Genomic DNA, 24402 nt, shown 5'->3' with positions numbered 1-24402 from the left:
CCCATGAAGCAACCACTGATCACCGGCGTTGGCATCACTGACTTCGGTCGCTTTCCCGAGCTGACCGAAGAGGCCATGGCCCAGGCGGCCATCCTCGATGCGCTGGCCGATGCCGGCACACCGCTGTCCGAGGTTCAGGCGTTCTACTGCGGCAACGCGCTCGGCGCGATGCTGCCCGGGCAGCGCGCCTTGCGCGAACTGCACGCCAGCGGCGGCGCGGTCTACAACGTGGACAACGCCTGCTCCAGCGGAGCCACCGCGCTGAATCTCGCACTGCAGGCGCTCAAGGTCGGCCAGTACGACACCGTCGTAGTGTTCGGCATGGACCATCTGAGCAGCCTGGGCGGCGGCCCGCTGCAACTCAGCCAGAAGGACTGGAACAACCGACGCGGCATGATCATGCCCGCCCTGTACGCCATGCGGGCCCGGCGCTACATGCACGACCACGGCCTCGACCTGACGACGCTGGCGGACATCTCGGTCAAGAACCGCAAGCATGGCGTCCTGAATCCCATCGCCAAGTTTGCCAAGCTCGCGAGCCGCGACGAGGTTCTGGCGTCGCGTCCCGTGGCTGAGCCGCTCACGCTGCTGCAGTGCTGCCCCGCCGTGGTGGACGGCGCCGCTGCCCTCGTGCTCACGACCAAACCCTCCAGGGGCGTCGCCAAGCCGGTGCGTGTTCTGGCGTCCGTGGTGCAGTCCGGCTTGTTCGAGACCACACCGGTCGACATGACCGAGGCCGAGATCACCGCGCGTGCCGCCAGGCTGGCCTACGAGCAGGCCGGCATCGGGCCTGAGGACCTCAGCCTGCTGGAAGTGCACGACGCGTTCACCATTTCCGAGCTGCTGTACTACGAGGCGCTTGGCCTCTGCAAGCGCGGCGAAGCGGCAAGCCTGCTGAGGAGCGGCGCAACCACTCTGGGCGGCCGCGTGCCGGTCAACCCCAGCGGCGGACTGATCGCCAAGGGGCACCCGCCGGGCGCGACCGGTGTCGCACAGGTGGTGGAAGTCTGCGAACAACTGCAAGGCCGTGCCGGCGCGCGCCAAGTGCAGGACGCACGCATCGGCCTCACGCAGGTCACCGGCGGCGGTATCTGGGGCGTCGACCACGCCGCCTGCTCGATCAACATTCTTTCGCTGTGATGGCCCTCTCCATGAACCCGACAGACATCATCACGCCCACCTCGCTGCACGGCCTCGTCGCCGTCGTGACCGGTGGCGCCAAGGGCATCGGCCTCGGCATTGCGCGCGAGCTGGCACAGGCGGGGTGCCGCCTCGCACTGTGGGACTTCGACGATGCCGCGCTGGAGGAGGCCAGGCGCACGTTGTCGAGCGAAGGGGCGGACGTGAGCACCTTCAAGGTCGACGTCAGTTCCGTGGACCAGGTGGAGGCGGCGGTGGCGCGGCTGCTGGCGTCGCATGAACGCATCGACGTCCTGGTCAACAACGCCGGCATCGGCGGCGACAAGCTGGTCTCCAAGATGGATCTTGCGTTCTGGAGCCGCGTGATCGAGATCAACCTGACCTCGCAGTTCATCTGTGCGAAGGCGGTCCTTCCGCAGATGGCGCAGAACCGCTTTGGACGCATCATCAACATCGGTTCTCGCGCATGGCTGGGCAACCGCGGCCAGGCGGCCTACTCGGCCTCCAAGGGCGCCGTGGTGAGCCTGACACGCTCGCTGGCGCTCGAATATGCGCGCAAGGGCATCACCGTCAACGCTGTGGCGCCTGGCATCGTGGAGACGCCGCTGTTCGCCACGCTCACCGAGGACGTGCGGCAGAGCCTGCACAAGACCGTGCCGATGGACCGCATCGGCCAGCCGCAGGACATCGCCCGCGCGGTGCGCTTCTTTGCGGAGCCCGGGTCGAGCTACATCACGGGCCAGCTGCTGTACGTCTGTGGCGGCCGCAGTCTGAGCAGTCCTTCCGTCTGAAGCCCAACGACATCGGCGGGGCCGGAATGAATCGCAGAAAACTTATCCAGTCTCTCGCTGCGCTGGGGCCGGCATCGGTGGCCTCGGCGTTTGCGCAGGAGTATCCGGCCCGGCAACTCCGATTGCTCGTTCCCTATACCGCCGGTGGAGGCACCGATCTGGCGGCGCGCGTGGTGATGAAGAAGCTCAGCGAGCAGTTGGGTCAGCCGATCATCGTTGAAAACAAGCCTGGGGGCGGGGCTGCACTGGCTTACATCGAGCTCCTGCGCAGCAAGCCTGATGGATACGTGTTGACGACAGGCTCCGGCGTTACATCGCTGCTGAACCTTCTCAACAGCAAACTGCCATTCGATGCTGCGACAGAACTGGTGCAGGTCGCACCGCTGGCGAGCGTGCCGATTGTTCTGGTCGCGAGCAACAAGGTGCCCGCTGGAAACGTGGCCGAGCTCATCGCCTATGTGAAGCAGCACCCTGGATTGAGTTTCGGCACGCCCGGTCCCGCAACGCCACATCATCTTGCCGGGGTGCTGTTCGCCTCGATGGCCGGTCTGCAGATGACGCACGTGGGCTATCGCGGCACTGCGCCCGCCGTTCAGGATGTCGTCGGTGGGCACCTGCCGTTGGCCATCGTCGGACTGTCGACGGCAATTCAGTTTGCCCGAAGCGGTCAGTTGAAGGTTCTCGGCGTGGGAAGCTCGCAACGCTCCGGGCTGGCGCCCGACATACCGACGCTGGCCGAAGGCGGCCTCGCCGGGTATGACGCGAGTTACTGGTACGACATCTGTGTGGCGAGCGGGGTGCCACAGCCTGTCGTGGAACGCCTGCATGCCGGCATCACCAAGGCCGTCCAGGACCACGACGTCCGCGCAGCGCTCACCGCGGCGGGGCTGGAGCCCATGGCGGTGACCCGGGACGTGTACCGCCGCATGTTGCGATCGGAACGGGCCAAATGGGAGCCGGTCATCCGCGCCAACAACATCCAGATGGGTTCCTAGGATGCTGGCAAACGCTCTCCAGGGCTTGAGGGTCATCGACTTCACCCAGGTCATGGCCGGTCCGACCTGCACCTTGTGTCTGGCCGACCTCGGCGCCGATGTGGTGAAGGTCGAGGCGCCCAGCGGCGATCTCTCCCGCGCCCTTTCACCATGGGTCAACGGGGAGGGCGTCCCGTTCCTGGCGCTGAATCGCAACAAGCGCGGCATCGTGCTGGACCTGAAGCAGCCGTCGCACCGGAAGGCCGCGCAGAAACTGATCGCGCAGGCCGATGTGCTGGTCGAGAGTTTCCGTCCCGGCGTGATGGCGCGCTTCGGGCTGGACTACGCCACGGTGTCCGCGGACAACCCGCGGCTCATCTACTGCTCGGTTTCGGCCTACGGCCAGCAGGGTGCCAGCAAGGACTTGCCCGGTGTGGATGGCGTGCTGCAGGCCGTGAGCGGTCTGATGAGCGTCACCGGCGCGCCAAATGGCGAGCCGTGCAAGGTGCCGGTGCCGGTCGTCGACCTGGTCACCGGATCGCTTGCAGCCATCTCGGTGCTGGCCGCTCTTCAAGACCGCCTGCGCACCGGCAAGGGTCAGCACGTCGAGGCCAGCATGTTCGCCAGCGCCATCGCGCTGCAGCACGTGAGCTTCGCGTCCTACTTCGCGGACGGCGTTGTGCCCGGGCCGCAAGGCAACGCGGCCCCGTATTCGACGCCCAACGAGGCGCTGCGCTGCGCCGACGGGTGGATCATGGTGGCGGCCTATCACCCTGCCCGGTGGCAGGCCCTGTGTACCGTCATCGGTGCTCCGGAACTCGCCTGCGATCCGCGCTTCGCCGAGAACAAGAGCCGGTTGCAGCACCGCCAGGCGCTGCTGGACTTGCTGCAGATGCACATGGTCCCGCATCCACGCGCCTACTGGCTCGAGAAGTTTGCCGCGGTGGACATCATCTGCGGCCCCATCAACGACTATGCCGAGGTGTCGCAGTCCCACGCCTTTGCCGAGGCGGAACTCGCGGAGCGCGTGCAGCATCCCGTCGCCGGCGCGTTGACGTTGCCGCGCAGCGTGCTCGGCGCGGTGGGCGAGCGGCCGGCTGCGCGCCGCGCCGCACCCACGCTGGGCGAGCACACGCGCGAGGTGCTCGCCGAGCTGGGCATGTCAGCCATCGCCATCGATCCGGTGGCCCCCGCCAGCCCTTCACTCACCTGAACAACGATACCCATGCCCATCATCTACACAGTCCAGGATGGCGTCGCCATCGTCACCCTGAACCGGCCCGAGGCCATGAACGCCATCGACCCGGAATCCAACGAGCAGCTGCTCAGCATCTGGGATGAAGTCTCCAACAACGAGGACGTCCGCGTGCTCGTGCTCACCGGTGCGGGTGAGCGTGCCTTCTGCACGGGTGCGGACCTCAAGAAGACGATGCCGTCAGCGGATGGCGTCGCCCGCGAAGTCTTTCGCGGCGGCAGCCGGCACTTCAACTTCGGCACGCTGCATACCGACAAGCCCGTCGTGGCGGCGATCAACGGCTATGCCCTCGGCGGCGGACTCGAACTGGCCCTGCTGGCGGATATCCGCATCTGCTCGGACAACGCCCAGTTCGGCCTGCCGGAGGTGCGTGTCGGCAGCATCCCGGGGGCTGGCGGCACACAGCGCCTGATCCGCGCGGTGGGTCAGTCCGATGCCATGTGGATGCTGCTGACGGGTGAGCGCATCGATGCCGCCGAGGCACTGCGGATCGGCCTGGTCAGCAAGGTGGTGCCGCTTCCTGCGTTGCAGGACACGGCCATCCGGATCGCACGCGCGATGGCGGCCAATGCCCCGCTGGCAATGACGGCCGCCAAGCGGCTCGCGATCAATGGGCGAGAGCTGCCTCTTGCCGGCGGGCTGGCGCTGGAACGCCAGGCTTTCGGGCTGCTGCGAGACAGCGAGGACCGGCTTGAGGGACGCCGCGCCTTCGCCGAGAAGCGCGCTCCGGTGTTCCGGGGCCGCTGAGTTCTTCGACTGAAGTACGGCAGGGGCCGACGAAGACGTCACCGCTTGTCCGCGCCACCTGAATCGGCCTGCATTCGGACAGCCGATCCGACCTTCCTCCTGGAGCACCCCGTGAAGACACCCCCGGCTTTCTTGCGCTGTAGCCTCGCACTCGCCATCGCGGCCTTCCTCGGCGCACCGCCGGTCGTCGCTCAGCAAGCCGGTCGGCCACCGGCCAGGATACTGGTGGGCTTTTCTGCCGGCGGCACTCTCGACGTGGTGACGCGTGCGCTTGCAGATCAGCTGGATGACTCGCTCCACCGTGCAGTGGTGGTGGAGAACAAGCCGGGCGCCGGAGGAAAAATCGCCATCGATGCGATGCGCGCCGCCCCCACGGACGGCAGCGTCGCCATGCTGTGTCCCGACTTCCTTGCGTCGATCTATCCCTTCGTCTTCAACAAGCTCAACTACGACCCGCAGCGGGACATCCTGCCGGTATCGACGGTGGTCGAGTTTGCGATGGCGCTGGCCGTTCCTTCCTCATCGCCCGTGAAGACCTTCGGCGAATATGCACAATGGGTGCGCGCACATCCCGAAGGTGCCAACTTCGGTCATGCGGCGTCTGGCGGTCCTACGCATTTCCTGGGGCTGCAGATCGGCAAGATCATCGGTACGCCGCTGCAGGACGTCCCTTTCCAAGGCGCAGCCCCGATGATCGTGAACCTGGCCGGCGCCAATATTGCCGCGGGCACGTCCACGGTCGGGGACTTCGCGCAGCACCACGAGGCCGGCAAATTGCGCGTGCTCGCCGTCACCTCGGCCCAGCGCTCCGCGCTCCTGCCGGACGTGCCGACCTTCTCTGAGCTGGGTCGCAAGGAGCTCACCACGGTCGGCGTGCTGGCCATCTGCCTGGCGCCTGGCACGCCGGCACCCGTCATCGCCGAATGGAGTGATGCCGTGCGAAGGGCGGCCGCAGCCGATCAGTTTGCGAAGAAGATCCGGACGCTCGGTTTCGTGAACACCGGAAGCTCGCCCGCCGATGCCCGTGCAAGGTTCGGCGAGATGCGGGCATTCTGGGAGCCTGTCGTCAGGGCCTCGGACTTCAAGGCCGACTAGCGGCGCCGCAGCGCGCCTAGCGGACCGTCCGGATCCAGTCTCTGAAGAGCTGCACTGGCGCCGTGGCGGCCTTGATCGGGTCGCAGACAAGGTAGTAGCCGAGTTCCGTCCGCGCCGAGTGATCGACGGCAACGACCAGTCGACCCGTGCGCAGGTCGTCTGCGACATAGGCGCGCTGCGCCATTGCGACACCCAGCCCGTCCGCAGCAGCCTGATAGCACAGCGCGGCGTTCGCCAGCGTGATGCCGCGCGGGCGAGCGGGATCCGCAAGGCCGGCAGAACCGAACCAGAGCGGCCACGCCTGTGGTCGCATCATGGAGTGCAGCAGGTTGGCCTGCAGCAGGTCGCGAGGCGCCTGCAGCTGCCCGGCCTGGCCCGGTGCGCAGACCGGGACGAACTCGTCGTCGAAGAGATGGTCCAGCTCGACGTCGGCCCATTCGCCCATGCCATGGCGTATGGCGCAATCGGCGCCTTCGAGCCGCACGTCATCGGCGATGGCGATCGTTGCAATTTCCAAGGCGATGTCGGGGTGCTTTGCATAAAAACCATGCAGCCGAGGAACAAGCCAGCGGATGGCCAGGCTGGGCGTCACCTTGAGGCGCAGCTTCTTCTGCCTCTGGTCGTCGGCCAGATCGCCAAGCGCGTCCTGGAGGCGGTCGAAGGCGTCGCAGACGCGGTGGGCAAGCCGCTCGCCCACTGCCGTGAACTCGATCACGCGGCCGGACTTCTGGAGCAGCTGCACGCCCAGCCCGGCCTCGAGCTGCTTGATCTGCTGACTCACGGCCCCGGGGGTGACGTGAAGCAGCTGGGCCGCCCGAGACACGCCCTTGGTCCGGTAAACCGCATCGAAAGCGCGCAGCGGACTCAGAAAAGCGCGAAGGTTCTGCATGGCCGACCGCAGCTGTACGGATCAGCCGCCGCTGCAGAGAAGGGCCCTGACCCGTTGCCGCGGCCGAAGGGTGCGGATCGACCTCAGCATTTCTGGATACCGATGGTGCGGTTCAGCAGTTCCTCTTCCTGACGAAGCGCGACTGCAGGGCCGGAATAGGCGGCAAGGCCGCGTTCCAGCACGATGACGTCGGTGGAAAAGTCGAGCACGACGTCGACGTGCTGTTCCACGAGGACGCAGCCGACTCCGAGCTGGTCGCTCATCCGCACGATCGCGTCCATCAGTTCCTCGCGCACCATCGGGGCCAGGCCCTCGAGCGGCTCGTCGAGCAGCAGGATGCGCGGCTGCCCGACGAGCGCCCGCGCCACGGAGAGCATCTGCTGCTCGCCGCCCGACAGTTGGGTGCCACCGTTGCGCCGCCGCTCCTTCAGCCGTGGGAACAACGCATAGACCTCGGGAAGGGCCGTGGCGGCCGAGCGCCCCTGCAGGCCCGACAGCAGGTTCTCTTCCACCGTGAGCGAAGGGAAGATGTCGCGGCTCTGCGGTACGTAGCCCAGGCCGGCCCGGGCCCGAGCGAATGTGCTGGCGCCGCTGATGTCGTGGCCGCCGAAATGAACGCGCCCCTTCATCAGATCGGCCAGGCCCATCGCGGTCGCCAGCGTCGTCGTCTTGCCGGCGCCGTTGCGCCCGATCAGCCCCAGGCGCTCGCCTTCGCGCACGCGGAAGCTCAGATGCTCGACCACGGGCACACCGGCGTAGCCGGTGGTGACGTCGTCGAACCGAAGTTCGATGGGGGTGCTAGGCATGGTGACCGTCTCGTCCGAAGTAGATCTGCTTGACTTGTTCGTTGGCCGCGACTTCCTGCGGCGTCCCCTCCACCATCACTGCGCCGGCCACCAGGACGATGATGTGCGTCGCGAAGCGGAACACCAGGTCCATGTCATGCTCGATGAGCAGGACCGACAGGTCCTTCGGAAGGCGCTCGATGGCGCTCATGATGCGGCCGCCTTCTCCCTGCGGAACGCCCGCGCCGGGCTCGTCCAGAAGCAGTACTTCGGGTTTCATGGCGAGCGCAAGCGCGATCTCGGCAAGCCGCTGCTCGCCGAGCGCCAGCCGCCCCACCACCCGGTCCGCATAGGGCTGCAGGCCCAGCATGGCGAGGGTCTCGTGGACCTCTTCTTGTACGCGCGCCGAGCGCCGCGGGGAGGGCCACCACTGCATGGAGGCACGCAGCCGCTGCAGCACAGCGACCTTGACGTTGTCCTCGACGGTCAGCTCCTTGAACAGGCGGCTGATCTGGAACGTGCGAACGATGCCGTTGCGCACGCGTGCGTACTGCGGCAGCTGCACGATCGAGCGGCCGTCGAGCTGGATGTCGCCTGACCGCGGCCGGATCGCGCCGCTGAGCAGGTTGACCAGCGTGGTCTTGCCCGCGCCGTTCGGGCCGATCAGCGCCGTTCGAGCGCCCTGCGGCAGCGAAAGTGTGACGTTCTGCGTGACAGCCAGGCCCCCGAAGGCATGGCACAGGTTGTGGGTGTGCAGCCGGGGCGTCATCGGGTGCCTCCGCTGCGGTGCAGACGCTTGGCAACTGCCACGGCGCGGTCCGGAAGTCCCACCAGGCCTTCGGGCAGGACGACGAGCACGAAGATCAGCATCGAGCCGATCACGAAGAGCCAGTGGTACGGATTCAACGTCGATGCGATGTGGTGGATGGTCATGTATGCGACCGTGCCGAGCACCGCACCGGCAAGGCGGCGTGTGCCACCCAGGACGATCATGACCACGACACCGGCGGACGTCGTGAAGTCCAGCATGAAGAGATTGGCCACTTTGCTGGTTTGTGCGGTCAGCGCGCCCGCCAGGCCCGCCACGACGCCGCCGACGGTGTAGACGGCCAGAAGGTGCAGGTAGACACGGCCTCCCAGCGCCTGGACGCGGCCCGGGTCCTGCCGTATCGCCCTGGCCGTCAGGCCGAAGGGGGACTCGACCAGGTTGCGCACGAGGAAGTACACCAGCACCAGCGCACCCAGCGCATAGAAGTAGCCGGTGTGACCCATGAAGTTGAATTCCCAGATGCCGAACAGCGGAGCGACTTCGAATCCGGCAAGTCCGTCGTCGCCGCCGGTGAGCCATCTGGCCCAGTTGGCGAGTTCGAGCAGCAACTGCGCCACGGCGATGGTCAGCATGACCAGCGTGAGCTTGGTCGAGCGCAGCATCACCGCGCCGCTGAGCAGCGCGATCAAGCCGCCGCCCAGTGCGCCGAGCAGCAGCCCGATGATCGGATCGGCCGTCAGGTACAGCGCGGTCCAGCCCGCGACATAGGCTCCTGTGCCGTACAGCGCGGCCTGTCCGAGCGTCGCGATGCCTGCCTGTCCCAGCACGAGGCTCAGTGAAAGCGCGAAGATCGACATCGTCGCCATGTTGGTCAGCAACCCGAGGTCCGTCGGGAACAGCATGAAGGCCAGAAGCCCCACCAGCGTCAGGACGATCTCGGCACGCAGCTGCTTCCACGGGCGAGTGCGAGGTGGCGCAGCCAGCGTCATCGGCGGGATCACCGTACTCATGCCTGCCTCCCGAACAGCCCCTGAGGCCGGAGCAGCAGGACTATGATCATCGTCAAGAAGAACGCAGCCGATGCGAGCTGCGGAACCATGTACTTCATCGAGGTCTCCACGATGCCAAGCAGCAATGCTGCGAAGAACGAGCCAAAGAGATTTCCGTTTCCTCCCACGGCAACGACGGCCAGGAGGATCACGAGGTACTTGGAGGCGTAGGTCGGCTCCATCGGCAGCATCTCGGCGCCGGCAATGCCCCCCAGCGCCGCGAGCGCGGCGCCGATGGCGAAGGTGGCTGCGTAGATCTTCGTCGTGTCGATGCCGATGGCCCGGGCGATGGGCGCGTTGTCCACGGCGGCGCGCACCCGGATGCCGAAGGACGACCGGTCGACGGTCAGCCACAGGACGACGACCACCGCCAGTCCGCAGGCCACGACGATGAGCCGGTGCCGGGGAATGGCGCGAAAGCCAAGGTCCACCGAGCCGCCAAATGCCTCGGGCAGCGCGACGGAGGTCACGGACGATCCGAACATCAGGTTGACCGCCGCGGTCGCGACGAACATTAGTCCGATCGTCACCAGCATCTGGTCGAGATCGTCGCGCCGGTAGAAATGGCGCAGCAGAGTGCGCTCGAAGAGGACGGCCAGGACGGCCACCAGGGCGATCGCCAGCACGAAGCCCAGCCCGATGGGCACGCCCAGGCGCTGCGGAATGCTCGCCGCGAGAAATCCGCCGAGCATCGCAAAAGCGCCATGGGCCAGGTTCACCACACGCATCAGACCCATCGTCATCGACAGGCCGACCGTGATCATGAACAGGATCATGGCGTACGTGACGCCGTCGATCAGGATGCTGCTGAGAAGCGCAAACGACATGCTGCGGTCTCTGCGCTACTTGGCTGCGCCCTGGATGCGCCCATAGTCGGGTTGCATCTCGAAGGTGCGGAACTCGCGGTTGACGAAGCGCCCGGCGGAATCCTTCTCGACCACCCGCATGTAGACGTTCTGCACGAACTCGCGGGATACCGGGTCGATCTTCACGGGGCCGCGCGGGCTCTCCCAGGAAAAGCCTTTGGCAGCGGCGAGGGCCTTGGGCCCGTCGCGCTTGCCGTCCGTCGCCTTGACCATGTGATAGATCACATGCAGGCCGTCGAACGCATTCGCGAGCTGGACGGTCGGAATGGCCTTGGGGGCCACCTCGGCCAGGGCCTTGACGGCGGCATGGTTCAACGGCGAGTTGTGCGTTGCCGAATAGAACATGCCGGTCTCGATCCCCAGCAGCTCGGGGCCGATCGCGCGCAGATGGTCCTCGTCCGTCTCGGCCGTGCCCAGGAAGCGCACACCCGCGGCCCGCAATCCCGCCTCGTTGTAGGCCTTGATCATCGCGTAGGTCGCCGGCCCGCCGGGACCGAAGACGTAGAGCGCATCGGGCTTGAGCGCCTTCACGCGTTGCATCAGGGGGCCGAAGTCCGTGGTCTTCAGCGGCGCACGGATGGCTTCGAGCAGCTTGCCGCCGCCGGCGATGAACTCGGTGTTGAACGCCTTCTCCGCGTCGAGGCCGGGCCCGAAGTCGCTCACGAGAGACACGACGGTCTTGACGTTCTTCTCGAGCGCGTACTTGGCCACGGGCACCGCCATCTGCGGCAGCGTGTACGAGGTGCGCAGCAGGTACGCAGACCTCTCAAGAAGCGAAGAGGTCGAGGCATTGAAGATCACGACGGGCACCTTCGCCTCCTGCGCGAGGGCAGCGACTGCCAGGGTGTCCGGCGTGAAATACAGGCCGGCGATGTACTGGGCGCCATCCTTGATGATGAGCTCTTGCGCCAACGCCTTGGCCTGCGCCGGATTGATCTCCGGCAGGTCGCGGTAGATGAGCTCGATCGTGTGTCCGCCCGCTGTCGTGCCGTTGAGCTTCTGGTAGGCCTTGGTCGCTCCTTCCCAGGTCTGCCCCACCGCGGAGAAGGGTCCGGACATGGGCGCGATCACACCCACCTTGATGACGTCGGCGCGGCTGTGCAGCGCGATTGACGCCAGTGAGACCGCGATCGCGGCAATGAGTTTTTGGGTCATATTCTTCTCCAGGTAGCGGGGTTTCTGGGGGGCGTGCGCCCGGGTTTCGACGAGATGGGGAAGGGGGAGGGCGGGAAGCAGCGGGCTTCAGGCAGGCACGCCGTGCGCTGCTTCGGTGGCGTGCAGGGCGGCATCGCGCGGCATCAAGGTCGCGTATTTCTGCTCCATGTCGAACAGGTTGGCCTCGTGCGCCTGCAGCGACCGGTCTCCCACGCAGTCCGTCACGACCAGGGGGCGAAAGCCGTGACACATGGCATCCACCACGCTGGCCCGGACGCACCCGCTGGTGGTGCATCCCGCGATCAACAGGGTCTGCACGCCGCGCTGAGACAACCAGGACGCCAGCGAAGAACCGAAGAAGGCCGAGGGGTGGATCTTGCGCAGCACGAGCTCGCCACTGGCCGGCTGCAGTTGCGGCACGATCTGGCTCTGCGGCGCGTCCTCGCGCAGGGCCAGGATGGGCGGTACCTTGAGCGCGAAGATGTTGGCGTCGGCACTGTCGTCCTGGTACACGACCCGCGTGTGGACGATGGGCCATCCGCGCTCGCGTGCCGCGTCCAGCAGGCCGCGCGTGCATTCGATGGCCGGCGCGATGTTGCCGCCGCCGAACGTGAGAGGATCCGCGAATCCGGTGACGAAGTCGATGATCAGCAGGGCGTACGGCGCCTTCGGTGCGACGGCGTGGCCGAAGCCCTGCTTCTGGTAGACGTCCGGATCGGCGCTCATCGGAAGGCCTCGTCGATGACCTTGCCGTCACGAACCACGACGACGTCGTCGAGCTTCACCGTGCAGTTGCGCAAGGGGATGTCGAGGTGGCAAGGCGTGGTGCGAGGCCCTCCAGCCTCGTTGTTGGGGCCCAGCGAGAACAGGAAGTTGCCCTCGAACGCACGCGCGTCCTGCCCCGATGTGGCTTCGCGGTCCACCAGCGACAACGTATGCCAGTAGCAGCGCGGCTGCATTCCCCAGCCGATGTGCGCGATGGCATAGGCCTCGGGGTCGTTGTAGGCCTCCATGAACTCGCGAAGCAGGGCGGCATCGACGTCACCTTCGATGCTGCGCACGAAGCCTTCGCGCAGGTGCATGGTGATCTTGTCCGAGACATAGTTCTTCTGCGGCAGGAGGATGTCGCCGCGGTCGATCACGATGGTGCCGTCGCTGCCGCCTTCATTGGCGAAGGTGAAGAGGAAGCCGCTGGGCCAATGGTCCCACCGCCCCGGCTCCTCGCAGAAGCCGTACTCGGAAATGGTCGGGAACTCGCCGAGCTTGAAGGTCACGTCCGTGCCGGCCGGCGAGGTCACATGCATGCGCTTGGCGGACTTGAGCAGCCTCGATGCGGCGAGTACGCGTTCGCGATCGGCCTCGGTGGGCACTGCCCGGACCAGCACCTCCGGTGGCTCGACAGCCAGGAGGATCTTCGTCCCCGACTCGAGAATCTCCATCTGCTCGGGCGAGAACAGCAGCAGCATCAGGTCCAGGACGATGTCGCTGTTCTTCATCGCCGCGAGCGCGACCGGGTTGTTGGTGAGGGGCGTCTCCCCCAAATAGTTCATCAGGTCGCGGCTGGTGGCCTTCTCCGCGTTGATGGGCTGCAGATCGATCCGGGTGACGACCGCGCCCGCGGCCTGCGCTGCGATCGTTGCGGTCTGCAGCGTCTGCGGATGGGTGTGGGGACCGCAGAGGATCGTGACCTTCTGGCCGCGCTCCACCTTGCTGAGCTTCAGAACCGCGTCCCAGGCCTTGACCATCTGGTAATCGCTGACTGGCATTTTTCGTCCTTGGTTTGAAAGTTTCAGATCTGCAGGAGTGCGAGGTCCTGCGGGCTGCCCAGCTTGAAGAGTCGGCGGGCATTGCCATGGCACACCAGCTCGCGGGTGCGCGCGTCGAGCGGTGCCTGCTCGATGAAGGTGCAGGCCTCGGCCGTGGACTCGTAGGGATAGTCCACGGAGAAGAGCACGGCCTGGGCGCCGAGCTCGCCGATGGCGCCCAGCAGTGCCGGCGCGGAGCACACGCCGGATGTCGTGATCAGGATGTTGCTGCCGATGTACGCGCTGGGCTTGCGCGCCAGCTTGATGCCCGAGGGGTACGCGGCGAAGCGGCTGTCGATGCGCCAGCGTTGGTACGGCAGTGCCTCGCCCATGTGGCCCAGCAGCAAGGTGAGTCGCGGGAAGCGGTCGAGCACGCCGCCGAACAGCAGGCGCAGTGCGTGCCCTGCCGTCTCTACGCCCCAGCCCCAGGTCGCGCCCTGGAGCACCGGCATGCCCTCCAACAGAGCCGGCGGCTGGCTGAACGCGTTGGGGTGCAGATAGATGGGCACGCCGAGTGCTTCCGCACGCTCCCAGAACACGTCGTACTCGCTGCCTTCGTAGTAGCGGCCCAGGGTATGGCCGTTGATCAGCGCCCCTTTGAAGCCGTACTCGACGACGGTGCGCTCCAGCTCGTGGGCTGCGGCCGCCGGGTCCTGGAGCGCGACATGCGCGAAAGCGCCGAAGCGTTTCGGATGGCGTGCCACGCGCTCGGCGAGGAACTCGTTGTTCTCGCGTGCGCGCCGCACGGCGGCGGCGCCATCGACCTCGGCCTGGACGCCAGGCATCGTTTGCGACAGCACGGCGTACTCGATGTTCCCGGCGTCCATCTCGGCCAGGCGCTGGTCGTCGAAGTCGCTCAGCCTGGCGTCGAGCCGGGCGACGAAGTCGGCCGGCAACGCTCGCGTGTACTTCGCGGAATAGGCGTCGAATCCGGGCGCGCTGAAGTGCTCTTCGAGCGCGATCTTGGGAGTTGAATTCATTGGGGTCCTCGATGCATTCAGGCCGGATAAGCCAGGGCCGTGTCCAGAATTTCTGTGTCGTGCACGACCTCGCGGCTCGCGATGAGCAGCCGCTCACCGTCGCGGACGAAGCGGTCGTGATAGATGCCCGCGAGATGCACGGTCGAAGGCCCCTCGACCAGGGTCTGCATCAGGATGAAGGGCGTCTGCGAGCTGATCGTGTCGCCCGTTTCCTCCAGCACACGCGTGATTCCCAGCACATGCAGGATGTGCCGGGGGGCGAACATCTGCGAGTGCGCCACGGCGAGGGCGCGGTCGGTGATCATGTCCAGGCCCTCGCAGTAGATGAGGCCCACGGGCATGCCCAGCAGCGCGTTCTGGCGCGAGGTGATCCGGTAGCTCGCGTCCTTGCTGAAGAACTCGGGCCAGCGCTCGATGTCGTTGGCGTCGAGGGCGGCGCAGTACTCGACGTGGAAGGAGTCGATCTCTGCGCGCAGATCGGCTGCACGGCGAGGCAGGATCGTGGATCTGGTGTAGGCGAGCCGCTCTTTCATGCTGCCACCTCCGCGACGGGGATGCCCATGACGCCCCGGTAGTACTGGTAGAGCGAGCGGATGCACGACTCCGAGATCAGGTTGCGCGCCGTTCCCTGGTGGCCCGCATCGAGCTTGACGACGTTGTTGTCGGTGGACGAATTGCGGATGCCCTCCTGGACGAACTTCAATGCCTCGTTGTCTTCGAGACCCAGGAATCCGGAGGGTCCCATCAGGTTGCCCTGCCGGAGGCGGTGCCGTGTCATCTCGGGCGAGTCGTCCTCGTAGCCGAACATGGTCCACTGCATCACCATGCTGTTCGGGCCGTTCGGAATGATCTGGCGCACACCCATCGTGTTCATCTGGCGCTGCACGATCAGGTTCGGCCACATGGTCATCATGTTGGCGGACCACGGCGAGTCGAACTCGCGCACATAGTCCAGGAAGCGCTCGTCGCGCAGCCGGAGCTTGTCGCTGAACGACCGCATTTCCGCCTTGTCGTCGGCGGCGACCGTGGCATAGACCTGGTCGGGCTTGGACGAAGCCATGTAGCCGTGACGGCCATGCTCCTTGTCGGCGAAGACGATCGACTTGATGCCAGGCACCAGAAGGCCAAACACCACGAGGAACGAATGCAGCAGCGTAGCGTGGTACGGATCCTTGAGGTTCTCGTGGTACATCTTCCAGTTGCACGGAAGCTCGTTGCGGCAATACCCCAGGATCTTGAGCTTCCTGCCCGAGAACGGAACGTCGAACTCCTCGACGATCTCCTTGGTCATGTACTCCTCCAGCGGCGGCGTCTTGTCGGAGTAGGTGGCGAACACCACGCCGTTGCGCGTGGCCACGCTCAGTTGCCGGGTGCCGTGCTCGTCATTCTTGAAGTCCGGTGGCATGCCGCCGACCTTGTTGATTCCGCGCTTGAACGGGACGCCCTGCAGATTGCCCTTGAGGTCGTACGACCACTGGTGGTAAGGGCAGACGAACTCCTTCGTGTTGCCGTGGCTGGCGCGGCAAAACTCGGCGCCGCGGTGGGCGCAGCGGTTCTCGAAGACGGCGATCGTGTTGTCTTCCGCGCGAACGATCACCACCGCCGTGGCGCCCACATAGCCTCGCTTGTAGTCGCCGGGATTCGGGATCTCGGCTTCCAGCGCGACGAAGTTCCAGGTGTCGCCCCGGAAGATGCGCTCGATCTCCTGGTCGTAGATGGCTTGGCTGGTGTAGACCCAGTCCGGAATGTTGTTGAGTGCGTCCGCGGGCCAGACGCACTGCTCCAGGGGCGGGTTCTTCCGGGCATTGGTGATGCCGATGACCGCCTGCGATTGATACATGAATGCTCCTTAGGCTTTGAGGGGTGGTTGAACGGTGGAACGCACGCCGCCGCGCATCTGCTTGGCCCATGCACGCAGATCGGTGGCGTCCTGCTGGAATTCGTCGAGCAGGACCGGCTTCCCCTGTTCGAAGAGGGGCCGGATGGCGCGGAGATCGGCGCCGGCGTCGATCGCCACGCCGTGCAACGGAACGCCGCCGCGGTGGCCGATCCACAGCACCTTGCCGGTGGCTGGATCGCCTCGGCGCACGTATTCGAGACCGGGGGCTGGCAGACCCAGCATCTGGATGTTGTGCCGGCCCTGGTCGGTCCAGAACCACGGCACTGCCGGTGCGGGTGCGGTCGCACCGACCATGGCGGCAGCGGCGGTGCGTGCCTGCTCGTTGGCGTTCTGCCAGGATTCCAGGCGCGTCGGCGTCTCGTACCCGGGCCGTTGCTGGCTGGTGCAGTCGCCACACGCGAACACGTGTTCGTTGCTGGTGCGGCAATGCGCGTCGACGAGTACGCCACCGCCGGCGGCGACCTCCAGGCCGGCATCGCGCGCCAGTGCGTCATTGGGCGTGAGTCCGATGGCCACGACGATCTCGTCGGCCTCCAGTTCGCCGACATCGGTCGACAGGCGCATGCGATCCTCCGGCAGGATGTCGATGCGTTCGAGCGCGGCGCCGAGCATGAGCCGCGCGCCAGCCTGCTGCAGACCGGATTCGAGCCAGGCCGACGCTTCCGGCGGAAGGAATCGATCAAGCAGGGATGTGGCGCGTTCGATCACCGTCACGGCCGAACCCGCCGCCATCGCGGAACTGGCGATCTCGAGGCCGAGAAAGCCGCCACCCAGGATCGCGATCCGCGGCTTGCCCTGAAGGGCGGCGCGCAACCTTCGCGCGTCATCGATGGTGCGCACGTAATGCACGTGCGATCGGCCCGGGGGTGCTGACGCCAGTGTGCGTGCTTCGCCGCCTGTGGCGATCAGGCATATCTCGTAAGGGAGCACCTGGCCGTCGGCAAGGCGAACTTCTCGGGCCGAGAGATCGAGCGCGACCGCCTCGTTGCTGCTTCGCAGATCGATGTCGACCCGTTCCCACGCATCCTGCGCAATGACGTCAAGGCCCGGCTCCTCGGGTGCCACCAGCACGGCCTTGGACAGTGGAGGACGCTCGTACGGCTTGTGGCGCTCCCGCCCGAGCATCGTGATGCGTCCGCGATAGCCGTGTCCACGCAGTGCGTGGGCAGCCACGGCCGCAGCCTGTCCGGCACCCACGATGACGACGCCGGGCGCGGTCATGGCTGGTCAGGCGACATCACGTAGATGTCATCGCCGTCCTGCTTTACGGCATGGGTGCGCAGGTCCACGGTGACCGGCGCGCACATCGCCTTGCCGGTGCGAATGTCGAAACGGCCCTGGTGCAGCGGGCACTCGACACAACCGTCCTCGACATAGCCATCCGCCAGCAGCGCGGTGGCATGCGTGCACATGCTGTCCGTTGCGAAGAACTCGTCGTCGATGCGAAAGAGCGCGACGCCGTGGCCTGCGACATTGACGGTCTTCGCTTCATCGTTTTGCAGCTCTTGCGCCGAAGCGACTTTGATCCAGTTCATGGCTCCATCCGGTGATCTCCGGATCTCTCAAAAGTAGTCAGTGAACTGTCATATTAGTGAGAGTTGAGGATGTTTTCAAGTGCGGGTTTGCACTGCAACGTGGCTGCACCAGAGTGGGCCATCGCGGCCTGAAGGTACCCCATTGATGGGCATTAAAAGTACTCTGATGCACCAGATTCAGGAGGCAATGCTCTTAGGGTTTGCATCGACTTTGGCAAGCTTCCCTCGTTCTGCCATCCGCCCTATACTTTTTATCAGTGAACTGTCATATATTGATGGTGTTGCCCGGAGGGGCGTTGGCAGCAGGGCCCGGCACGAGTGCGGCGAAGAGGCTTGCTCCGCACGTCGATCACCCGGGCATTGCCGGAGATGGGCGGACTCGATGGAGTCCGGCACCCGCAAACAACTCAAGGAAAAGGAATTGCATGGACCGAGCAGACATTCCGGCGAGGCTCTTGAAGCACGAGGGCATTGGCGCCCGGGTCCCTCGAAAGGAGGATGCGCGCCACCTGGTGGGCAAGGGCAACTTCGTGGGCGACTTCGTGCTGCCGGGCCTTCAGGAGGTCGCGTTCCTGCGCAGCCCGCTGGCGCATGCGGTGGTCACGGGTGTCGACATTCCCCCCGCTCTCGCGGGGAAGGTGTTCGTGCGGGACATGATGTTGGACGCCGCCGACATCGGCTCGCCGTCTTCGGTGCCCACCTACCAGTACTCGGCATTGCCTCCGTTGGCCTCGGGCAAGGTCCGTCACGTGGGGGAGGCCGTCGCCATGGCCGTTGCTCCGACGCGTGCCATCGCTGAAGACCTGCTGGAGGAGGTGGACGTCTCGTACGACGAATTGCCCGTGTACTACAGCGCTGAGGCGGCCCTCGCGGCCACCGGCGAGTTCATGCATCCCGAATGGAAAGACAACGTCTTCCTTACGCTGCGTGCAGACCGCGACTTCGACGCGCTGGCCGCCCAGGCCGAAGTGAAGGTCAGCCGCACGGTCGAGTTGTCGCGCCAGTGCATCGTTCCGCTTGAAGGCAAGTCGGTCCTGGCCTACTGGGATTTCCAGACCGATCAGCTGGTCGTCGTCAGTGCCACCCAGGTCCCGCATCTGCTTCGCGTCGGCATCGCTCAGCACCTTGGCATGAACGAGGAAGCGGTGCGCGTCGTGTCCCCCGACGTCGGCGGTGCTTTCGGCTACAAGGGGCAGCTCTATCCCGAAGACCTCTGCGTCGCCTGGCTGGCCAAGACCTACCGCACGCCGTTCCGCTACCTCGAGGATCGGCGCGAGCACCTGATCGTCGGTGCCAATACGCGGCAGCATCACTACCAGCTCACGGCCTATGCGGACCGCACCGGCAAGCTGCTGGCCCTCGATGCGGTCATCACCATCGATGGGGGAGCCTATTCCTACTATCCCTTCTTCGTCGGACTCGAGCCTGGCCAGGCGATCGGAAACCTGCCCGGTCCGTACAGCTTCCGCGGCTACCGGTGTGAAACCGTGTGCGTCGCGACCAACAAGCCCGGGTTCATGGCCTACCGTGGCGTGGCGCGCACGGGCGTGTGCTTCGCGATCGAGCTCCTCATGGACGCGGTGGCCCGGGAGGTGGGCCGCGAGCCCTGGGAGGTCCGGCTGGAGAACCTGGTGCCGGCCTCGGCCATGCCCTACGTCAACGTGGCCAACAAGCACTTCGACAGCGGCGACTTTCCGGCGAGCCTGCGCCGCGCCGTGGAGATGATCGGACTGAAGGCCGTCCGAGAGCGGCAGGCGCGCGGTGAGCCGGACGGGCGCCTCATCGGGTTTGGCACCGCCACATACACCGAGCAATCGGCCCATGGCACGACGGTGTTCGCCAACTGGGGCCTGCCCGTGGTGCCCGGCTTCGATCAGGCGGTCGTGAGGATGACGGCGGACGGCGGTCTTGAGGTTCGCGTGGGCGTGCACTCGCATGGCCAGGGCATGGAAACCAGCTTCGCGCAGATTGCCAATGACGTTCTGGGCATTCCGGTCGCAAGAATCCGGGTGGTGCATGGCGACACCGCACTCACGCCGTTTTCCTCGGGTACCTACGCCTCGCGCGCCACCGTCATGTCCGGCGGTGCGATCTCGGTCGCGTGCAAGGAACTGCTGCCGCGCATCCAGTCGATCGCCGGCTATCTCATGGGCGTAGAGGCGCAGACCGTTGCATTGGTCGAAGGACGCGCAGTGTCGGGCGACAAGTCGATTCCGCTGTCGGACGTCGGTGGCGCCTGGTATCTCACGCCGCAGGACCTGCCCGCCAACGTCCATCTGGGGGGGCTGGAGGTGTCACGCGCCTACAAGCCCGCCGTCGACACCGGCACTTTCACGTATGCCACACATGCCGTGGTGGTGGCCGTCGACACCGAGACGGGCGAGGTCGAGATCCTCGACTACGTGGTCGTCGAGGACTGCGGGACCATGGTCAATCCGATGATCGTCGAGGGTCAGACCATCGGCGGCATTGCGCAGGGCATCGGGACTGCGATGTACGAGGAGAGTCCGTACGACGAACAGGGCCAGCCTCTGGCGTCCACGCTGGCGGACTACATCCTTCCTGGCGCCACCGAGGTGCCACGCATCCGCATCGACCATTTCGAGACCCCTTCGCCGCACACCGAGTTCGGCGCCAAAGGCGTGGGGGAGGGAGGGGCGATTGCACCGCCTGCGGTGATCTTCAACGCGGTGAACGACGCCCTGCGCGGCACCGGTGCCGCCGAGGTGCTGATGACGCCGCTGACGCCGCGTCGCCTGCTCACCGCTCTCGAGACCGCGAAGCGCGGGCAGGAGCACATGCGATGAAGGCACCGAAGTTCGGATACACGCGCGTTCTCTCCATCGACGACGCGATTTCGGCACTGGCGGCGGGCGCGGGCACCGCCAAGGCCATGGGCGGCAGCCAGTCCCTCGGCCCGATGCTCAACCTGCGGCTGGCGCGGCCGGCGCAGGTGGTCGACGTGGCGCAGATTGCCAGCCTGCGCACCGTCAGCCGCACGGCCGGCTGGATCGAAATCGGCGCCGCCGTCACCCACGCGGAGATCGAGGACGGCATACATCCTCCGCTGGCGGAGCACCCCATGCGTCAGGTGGCGTCCGGTATCGCCTATCGCGCGATACGTACCCGAGGCACCGTGGGTGGCAGCCTGGCCCATGCCGATCCTGCGGCGGACTGGGTGGTGGTGCTTGCCGCACTCGGCGCACGGGTGGTGGTCAGATCGCCGCGCGGCGAACGCACGATCGACGTCGATTCGTTCATGCTCGGTGCCTACACGACGGTGCTCGAGTCCGATGAACTGATCGTGTCCGTCGCGGTGCCGGCGCCGACCTCTGCAACGCACTGGGGCTACCACAAGGTCTGCCGCAAACCAGGCGAGTTCGCGGAAGCGAGCGCGGCGGTCTACTTTGACGCTTCGGCCCAGCGTGCACGGATTGTCTTGGGGGCCGCGGATGGTCCTCCCATCCTTCTGCATGCCCTTGCAGCCGAGATCGAGCGCAAGGGCGCCAGTGCTTCCGATCGGAAGTCGCTCGGGGCGGCGGTGCGTGCGGGGCTGCCCGGCCGCGACGCGATCGATCACAAGCTCTTCACCGCCTGCGTGGAGCGCGCACTCGAGCAGTCCGGCGTCCTGACCGGTACCCAACACGCGGAGTAGAAGCACTTGGACCCCATCAGCATTCACGTCAACGGTCGCAGCGTCACCCGGGCGAGCGAGCCCCGGACGCATCTTGCCGACTTCCTGCGCGACGAACTCCGCCTCACCGGCACCCACCTCGGCTGCGAACACGGCGTGTGCGGCGCCTGTACCGTGCTTGTCGATGGCCAGCCCACGCGCTCCTGCATCACCTTTGCGGTGGCATGCGAGGGCCGGGAAGTCACCACCATCGAGGGTTACGACGACGATGCAGCGATGCGACTGCTGCGCCAGGCGTTCACGCGGCACCATGCGCTGCAGTGCGGCTTCTGCACGCCCGGGATGCTGGCCACATCGCGAGACATCGTGCTTCGACTTCCCGATGCCGACGAAGCCCGTGTGCGTCTGGAGCTTTCCGGGAATCTGTGCCGTTGCACGGGATACCAGGGCATCGTCGATGCCATCCTCGACGTGCTGCAGCAGCAGCGCGACGCGCCCGACGCGCAGTTCGAAAGGCTGCGCCAGAGACTGAGCGCGCCGCGGACGGCCGCGGTGACGCGTCCAGATGCCACCTTGCCGGCCGAACCACCGGCGCCATCGCCCGCCAATGCTGCCGCGTCTGATGCGGCCGGCATCGCCGACATGGCGGAAGTCGATCCGGTGGCCATGGCCAAAGCCAAGGCAAAGGGCAATGCGATCGAAGTCCACTTCGATGTGCCTCATCCCATCGACCGGGTATGGGCGTTCATGGGTGACCTGCCCGCGGTGGCGTCCTGTCTGCCCGGCGCGACCATCGACTCGCACGAGGGAGAAAAGGTCAAGGGCACCATCGCCATCAAGTTCGGCCCGATGTCGGCCGCTTTCGCAGGCGCGGCGCGGCTGGAGCGCGACGATGCCGCCCGGCGCGCCGTCCTCAGGGGCGCAGGTCAGGACAGCCTGAGCAAATCGCGCACCCAGGGCGACATCACCTATCGGCTCGAAGCGCTGTCCGCCGACAGCACCCGGGTCCACGTGGACATGATCTACGCGCTGCAGGGCCCGCTCGCGCAGTTCTCGCGCTCGGGCCTCGTGAAGGATTTCGTGCGCCGCATGGTGGCCGACTTCGGCCAGCAGATCTCGCGCCGGCTGAGCGGGCAGGCGGGGCCGATCGATGGAGCGCCCCCCACGGTGTCCGTGGCCGGGATGATGTGGAGCGTGCTGTGGAACCGGATTCGCGGCTGGCTCGGAGCGAAGCCGCGTTCATGAGAGTTCCCCCGTCATGTGTCGCCATGCACCAGAGAAGACGGCGCCAGCGCGTGTCCACGCAAGCTCCGACGCGCCCCTGGCTGACCGCGGCTGCTGAGCGGACGACCGAGGAGTTGCATTGAGCCACTTTCTTTATGGGTACCAAGTCCGTGCCAACGGGGTTCGCCTGCACCTGCTGCGCTACGGCGGGCAGGGCCCCTGCATGCTGCTGCTCCCAGGCATCACCAGTCCCGCGATCACCTGGGGCTTCGTTGCCGAGCGGCTGGCCCGCCACTTCGACGTCCACGTCCTGGACTTCCGTGGGCGGGGCTTGTCGTTTAGCGGGCCCGGCATGGACGCGAGTCTCGACGCCATGGCAAGCGATGTGGTCGAGCTGATGGCGCTGCAGGGTTGGGCTCCCGTGACGCTGCTCGGGCACTCCATGGGTGCCCGCGTCGCGATCCGCGCTGCCACGCGAGACGCTCGGCGCATCGATCGGCTGCTGCTGATCGATCCCCCTGTCTCCGGCCCGGGCCGCCGTCCCTATCCGGTGCCGCTGTCGTGGTACGTGGATTCCATCCGGCTGGCTGCACAGGGGATCTCGGCCGAGGAACTGCGCCGCTACGCGCCCACCTGGACCGACGAACAGCTGCAGTTGCGGGCCGAATGGCTGCACACGTGCAGCGAGGAGGCGATTGCCCAGGCGCATGCCGGTTTCCACGACGACGACATCCATAGCGATCTGGCGAGCCTCAAGACGCCCGGACTACTGATGGCTGCAGGGAAGGGCGGCACAGTGCTCCCGGACGACCTGGCAGAGATCAAGGCGCTGGCGCCGGGCTTGACGCAGTGCGTGGTGCACGGCGCCGGGCACATGATCCCCTGGGACGACGAAGATTCGTTCTACCGCTTGCTGGGAGCGCATCTTGAGGTTGAATTCCTCTAGCGTCGGCCGCAGCGTTGGGACAGTTGCATCGTGCTTTGGGCAATGAGGCAGTCGATACACTCGATGGAGAAAGTACTGGCGATCTCGACATGACGAAGCGTTCCTCCGTGGCCAAAGAGAAGAAGGGTGGGTCGGCAGCGCCGGTGAAGCGGCAGGGTGCCCAGCCCTTCAATCCGTTGCGCGAGGTGATGTGGCGTCGCCCTGGGTTCCTGATTCGCCGACTCACCCAGATCGGCCAGGCACTGTTTTTCGATCTGTGCAAGTCCGAGAGCATCACGCCTCTCCAGGTGGGCATGCTCACGGCGCTGTCCATGAACCCTTGGCTGGACCAGAAGGCCATCGGTCGGGAGCTCTCCCTGGACCGTACGACGACGGCCGAGGTGCTCAAGCGCCTGGCGGACAAGGGGCTGGTCGAGACGCGCGTGAACCCCGAGGACCGCCGCTCCAGGCTGTCTGTCATCACCGCGGAGGGCTTGAAGCTCATCAACGACCTGCAGGAGAGCATTCATCGATCGCAGGAACTGCTGATCGAGCCGCTGCCTCCCGAGGACCGGGAAGTCTTCATGAAGCTCCTGGCGCGGCTTGTCGATGCGCACGAGAAGATGGAGCGGCAACTGGAGCAGCAGGAGCACCCGGAATAGCCGAGGGGCTCCACCCTCCAGCACTGTCACTGGCGGCGCGGTGCATACGGCATCGTGCCAGTCGCGTTCACGCCTGCGGCGCAGGCATACCAACCAATTCGCTGATATGAGCTACACGGCCCCCCTGAAGGACATGCTGTTCGACATCGAGCATCTGGCGCGCATCGACGAGATCGCCCAGATGCCGGGTTTTGGCGACGCCGGCCTGGACACCGCCGCCGC

General features: G+C 66.2%; 25 protein-coding genes. 12 read left to right on the top strand and 13 right to left on the bottom strand.

Annotated elements, in window-relative coordinates:
- The first annotated feature begins 3 nt into the window (after positions 1–3).
- The 6 genes from DFR41_RS26960 to DFR41_RS26935 all read left to right on the top strand — a co-directional run bounded on the left by DFR41_RS26960 (position 4) and on the right by DFR41_RS26935 (position 6002).
- Entirely contained in the window at positions 4–1140 is a 1137-nt protein-coding gene (locus DFR41_RS26960; protein ID WP_017758666.1) for a thiolase family protein, read from the top strand.
- Between the two features lie 11 nt (positions 1141–1151).
- On the top strand, positions 1152–1931 hold the full coding sequence (locus tag DFR41_RS26955) for an SDR family NAD(P)-dependent oxidoreductase (RefSeq protein WP_114805001.1): 780 nt from the start codon (positions 1152–1154) through the stop codon (positions 1929–1931).
- Between the two features lie 26 nt (positions 1932–1957).
- Positions 1958–2926: a Bug family tripartite tricarboxylate transporter substrate binding protein gene (locus DFR41_RS26950; protein ID WP_114805000.1), complete on the top strand. Its 969-nt coding sequence runs from the start codon at positions 1958–1960 to the stop codon at positions 2924–2926.
- Between the two features lie 25 nt (positions 2927–2951).
- The gene (locus DFR41_RS26945) at positions 2952–4118 is read left to right on the top strand and encodes a CaiB/BaiF CoA transferase family protein (protein ID WP_244917894.1); all 1167 of its coding nucleotides are present in this window, start codon (positions 2952–2954) and stop codon (positions 4116–4118) included.
- Between the two features lie 12 nt (positions 4119–4130).
- Entirely contained in the window at positions 4131–4907 is a 777-nt protein-coding gene (locus DFR41_RS26940) for an enoyl-CoA hydratase/isomerase family protein (RefSeq protein WP_114804998.1), read from the top strand.
- Between the two features lie 111 nt (positions 4908–5018).
- On the top strand, positions 5019–6002 hold the full coding sequence (locus DFR41_RS26935; protein ID WP_114804997.1) for a Bug family tripartite tricarboxylate transporter substrate binding protein: 984 nt from the start codon (positions 5019–5021) through the stop codon (positions 6000–6002).
- A 16-nt stretch (positions 6003–6018) separates the two neighbouring features.
- Here DFR41_RS26935 and DFR41_RS26930 read toward each other — a convergent pair whose 3' ends face one another.
- The 13 genes from DFR41_RS26930 to DFR41_RS26870 form a co-directional block, all read right to left on the bottom strand.
- The gene (locus DFR41_RS26930) at positions 6019–6891 is read right to left on the bottom strand and encodes a LysR substrate-binding domain-containing protein (protein WP_043117966.1); all 873 of its coding nucleotides are present in this window, start codon (positions 6889–6891) and stop codon (positions 6019–6021) included.
- An 83-nt stretch (positions 6892–6974) separates the two neighbouring features.
- A complete protein-coding gene (locus DFR41_RS26925; RefSeq protein ID WP_114804996.1) occupies positions 6975–7697 on the bottom strand; it encodes an ABC transporter ATP-binding protein in 723 nt (240 codons plus the stop codon).
- A complete protein-coding gene (locus tag DFR41_RS26920) occupies positions 7690–8445 on the bottom strand; it encodes an ABC transporter ATP-binding protein (RefSeq protein ID WP_017758658.1) in 756 nt (251 codons plus the stop codon). Before DFR41_RS26920 ends, DFR41_RS26925 begins: the two co-directional genes overlap by 8 nt.
- On the bottom strand, positions 8442–9455 hold the full coding sequence (locus DFR41_RS26915; RefSeq protein WP_114804995.1) for a branched-chain amino acid ABC transporter permease: 1014 nt from the start codon (positions 9453–9455) through the stop codon (positions 8442–8444). Before DFR41_RS26915 ends, DFR41_RS26920 begins: the two co-directional genes overlap by 4 nt.
- Entirely contained in the window at positions 9452–10321 is an 870-nt protein-coding gene (locus DFR41_RS26910) for a branched-chain amino acid ABC transporter permease (protein WP_017758656.1), read from the bottom strand. The genes DFR41_RS26915 and DFR41_RS26910 overlap by 4 nt, the downstream gene beginning before the upstream one ends.
- Before the next feature lie 15 nt (positions 10322–10336).
- Positions 10337–11515, bottom strand: a complete 1179-nt coding sequence (locus DFR41_RS26905) for an ABC transporter substrate-binding protein (protein WP_114804994.1) — start codon at positions 11513–11515, stop codon at positions 10337–10339.
- 87 nt (positions 11516–11602) lie between these two features.
- Entirely contained in the window at positions 11603–12241 is a 639-nt protein-coding gene (locus DFR41_RS26900) for an isochorismatase family protein (RefSeq protein ID WP_114804993.1), read from the bottom strand.
- The gene (locus DFR41_RS26895; RefSeq protein ID WP_114804992.1) at positions 12238–13281 is read right to left on the bottom strand and encodes a 2,5-dihydroxypyridine 5,6-dioxygenase NicX family protein; all 1044 of its coding nucleotides are present in this window, start codon (positions 13279–13281) and stop codon (positions 12238–12240) included. The genes DFR41_RS26900 and DFR41_RS26895 overlap by 4 nt, the downstream gene beginning before the upstream one ends.
- A 23-nt stretch (positions 13282–13304) precedes the next feature.
- Positions 13305–14300 (bottom strand): amidohydrolase family protein, encoded by a 996-nt coding sequence (locus tag DFR41_RS26890; protein ID WP_114804991.1) that lies wholly within the window; start codon positions 14298–14300, stop codon positions 13305–13307.
- Positions 14301–14317: 17 nt separating this feature from the next.
- The gene (locus tag DFR41_RS26885; RefSeq protein WP_114804990.1) at positions 14318–14833 is read right to left on the bottom strand and encodes an aromatic-ring-hydroxylating dioxygenase subunit beta; all 516 of its coding nucleotides are present in this window, start codon (positions 14831–14833) and stop codon (positions 14318–14320) included.
- Positions 14830–16140 (bottom strand): aromatic ring-hydroxylating oxygenase subunit alpha, encoded by a 1311-nt coding sequence (locus DFR41_RS26880; protein ID WP_114804989.1) that lies wholly within the window; start codon positions 16138–16140, stop codon positions 14830–14832. Before DFR41_RS26880 ends, DFR41_RS26885 begins: the two co-directional genes overlap by 4 nt.
- Positions 16141–16149: 9 nt before the next feature.
- Entirely contained in the window at positions 16150–17421 is a 1272-nt protein-coding gene (locus DFR41_RS26875) for an NAD(P)/FAD-dependent oxidoreductase (protein WP_114804988.1), read from the bottom strand.
- Positions 17418–17735: a non-heme iron oxygenase ferredoxin subunit gene (locus DFR41_RS26870; protein ID WP_017758648.1), complete on the bottom strand. Its 318-nt coding sequence runs from the start codon at positions 17733–17735 to the stop codon at positions 17418–17420. Before DFR41_RS26870 ends, DFR41_RS26875 begins: the two co-directional genes overlap by 4 nt.
- A 425-nt stretch (positions 17736–18160) precedes the next feature.
- On the opposite strand from DFR41_RS26870, the gene DFR41_RS26865 reads away from it, so the two are divergent.
- From DFR41_RS26865 to DFR41_RS26840, 6 genes are all read left to right on the top strand, one after another.
- Positions 18161–20542, top strand: coding sequence for a xanthine dehydrogenase family protein molybdopterin-binding subunit (locus DFR41_RS26865; RefSeq protein ID WP_114804987.1), 2382 nt, complete (start codon positions 18161–18163; stop codon positions 20540–20542).
- Positions 20539–21390: an FAD binding domain-containing protein gene (locus DFR41_RS26860; RefSeq protein WP_017758646.1), complete on the top strand. Its 852-nt coding sequence runs from the start codon at positions 20539–20541 to the stop codon at positions 21388–21390. The genes DFR41_RS26865 and DFR41_RS26860 overlap by 4 nt, the downstream gene beginning before the upstream one ends.
- A 6-nt stretch (positions 21391–21396) precedes the next feature.
- Entirely contained in the window at positions 21397–22614 is a 1218-nt protein-coding gene (locus DFR41_RS26855) for a xanthine dehydrogenase family Fe-S subunit (protein WP_114804986.1), read from the top strand.
- Between the two features lie 118 nt (positions 22615–22732).
- Complete coding sequence (locus DFR41_RS26850; protein WP_114804985.1) at positions 22733–23539, top strand: alpha/beta fold hydrolase; 807 nt, start codon at positions 22733–22735, stop codon at positions 23537–23539.
- A gap of 89 nt (positions 23540–23628) precedes the next feature.
- Positions 23629–24180, top strand: coding sequence for a MarR family winged helix-turn-helix transcriptional regulator (locus tag DFR41_RS26845; protein ID WP_017758551.1), 552 nt, complete (start codon positions 23629–23631; stop codon positions 24178–24180).
- A 106-nt stretch (positions 24181–24286) separates the two neighbouring features.
- Positions 24287–24402 (top strand): acyl-CoA dehydrogenase N-terminal domain-containing protein (locus DFR41_RS26840; RefSeq protein ID WP_147284450.1); only part of this gene is annotated, 116 nt, incomplete at its 3' end.

This window comes from Pseudacidovorax intermedius (assembly GCF_003350475.1).
In the GTDB taxonomy this organism is placed as follows: domain Bacteria; phylum Pseudomonadota; class Gammaproteobacteria; order Burkholderiales; family Burkholderiaceae_C; genus Xenophilus; species Xenophilus intermedius.
Note: the sequence above shows the minus strand (reverse complement) of the source record. Positions and strands in the feature narration are given on the sequence as shown.

What these genes read in the sequence shown, in the direction of transcription:
- DFR41_RS26845 (WP_017758551.1), top strand. Translation starts at nt 23,629, where the DNA reads ATGACGAAGCGTTCCTCCGTGGCCAAAGAGAAGAAGGGTGGGTCGGCA.
- DFR41_RS26905 (WP_114804994.1), bottom strand. Translation starts at nt 11,515, where the DNA reads ATGACCCAAAAACTCATTGCCGCGATCGCGGTCTCACTGGCGTCAATC.
- DFR41_RS26900 (WP_114804993.1), bottom strand. Translation starts at nt 12,241, where the DNA reads ATGAGCGCCGATCCGGACGTCTACCAGAAGCAGGGCTTCGGCCACGCC.
- DFR41_RS26860 (WP_017758646.1), top strand. Translation starts at nt 20,539, where the DNA reads ATGAAGGCACCGAAGTTCGGATACACGCGCGTTCTCTCCATCGACGAC.
- DFR41_RS26960 (WP_017758666.1), top strand. Translation starts at nt 4, where the DNA reads ATGAAGCAACCACTGATCACCGGCGTTGGCATCACTGACTTCGGTCGC.
- DFR41_RS26865 (WP_114804987.1), top strand. Translation starts at nt 18,161, where the DNA reads ATGGACCGAGCAGACATTCCGGCGAGGCTCTTGAAGCACGAGGGCATT.
- DFR41_RS26925 (WP_114804996.1), bottom strand. Translation starts at nt 7,697, where the DNA reads ATGCCTAGCACCCCCATCGAACTTCGGTTCGACGACGTCACCACCGGC.
- DFR41_RS26950 (WP_114805000.1), top strand. Translation starts at nt 1,958, where the DNA reads ATGAATCGCAGAAAACTTATCCAGTCTCTCGCTGCGCTGGGGCCGGCA.
- DFR41_RS26910 (WP_017758656.1), bottom strand. Translation starts at nt 10,321, where the DNA reads ATGTCGTTTGCGCTTCTCAGCAGCATCCTGATCGACGGCGTCACGTAC.
- DFR41_RS26940 (WP_114804998.1), top strand. Translation starts at nt 4,131, where the DNA reads ATGCCCATCATCTACACAGTCCAGGATGGCGTCGCCATCGTCACCCTG.
- DFR41_RS26915 (WP_114804995.1), bottom strand. Translation starts at nt 9,455, where the DNA reads ATGAGTACGGTGATCCCGCCGATGACGCTGGCTGCGCCACCTCGCACT.
- DFR41_RS26870 (WP_017758648.1), bottom strand. Translation starts at nt 17,735, where the DNA reads ATGAACTGGATCAAAGTCGCTTCGGCGCAAGAGCTGCAAAACGATGAA.
- DFR41_RS26875 (WP_114804988.1), bottom strand. Translation starts at nt 17,421, where the DNA reads ATGACCGCGCCCGGCGTCGTCATCGTGGGTGCCGGACAGGCTGCGGCC.
- DFR41_RS26930 (WP_043117966.1), bottom strand. Translation starts at nt 6,891, where the DNA reads ATGCAGAACCTTCGCGCTTTTCTGAGTCCGCTGCGCGCTTTCGATGCG.
- DFR41_RS26890 (WP_114804991.1), bottom strand. Translation starts at nt 14,300, where the DNA reads ATGAATTCAACTCCCAAGATCGCGCTCGAAGAGCACTTCAGCGCGCCC.
- DFR41_RS26955 (WP_114805001.1), top strand. Translation starts at nt 1,152, where the DNA reads ATGAACCCGACAGACATCATCACGCCCACCTCGCTGCACGGCCTCGTC.
- DFR41_RS26920 (WP_017758658.1), bottom strand. Translation starts at nt 8,445, where the DNA reads ATGACGCCCCGGCTGCACACCCACAACCTGTGCCATGCCTTCGGGGGC.
- DFR41_RS26880 (WP_114804989.1), bottom strand. Translation starts at nt 16,140, where the DNA reads ATGTATCAATCGCAGGCGGTCATCGGCATCACCAATGCCCGGAAGAAC.
- DFR41_RS26885 (WP_114804990.1), bottom strand. Translation starts at nt 14,833, where the DNA reads ATGAAAGAGCGGCTCGCCTACACCAGATCCACGATCCTGCCTCGCCGT.
- DFR41_RS26895 (WP_114804992.1), bottom strand. Translation starts at nt 13,281, where the DNA reads ATGCCAGTCAGCGATTACCAGATGGTCAAGGCCTGGGACGCGGTTCTG.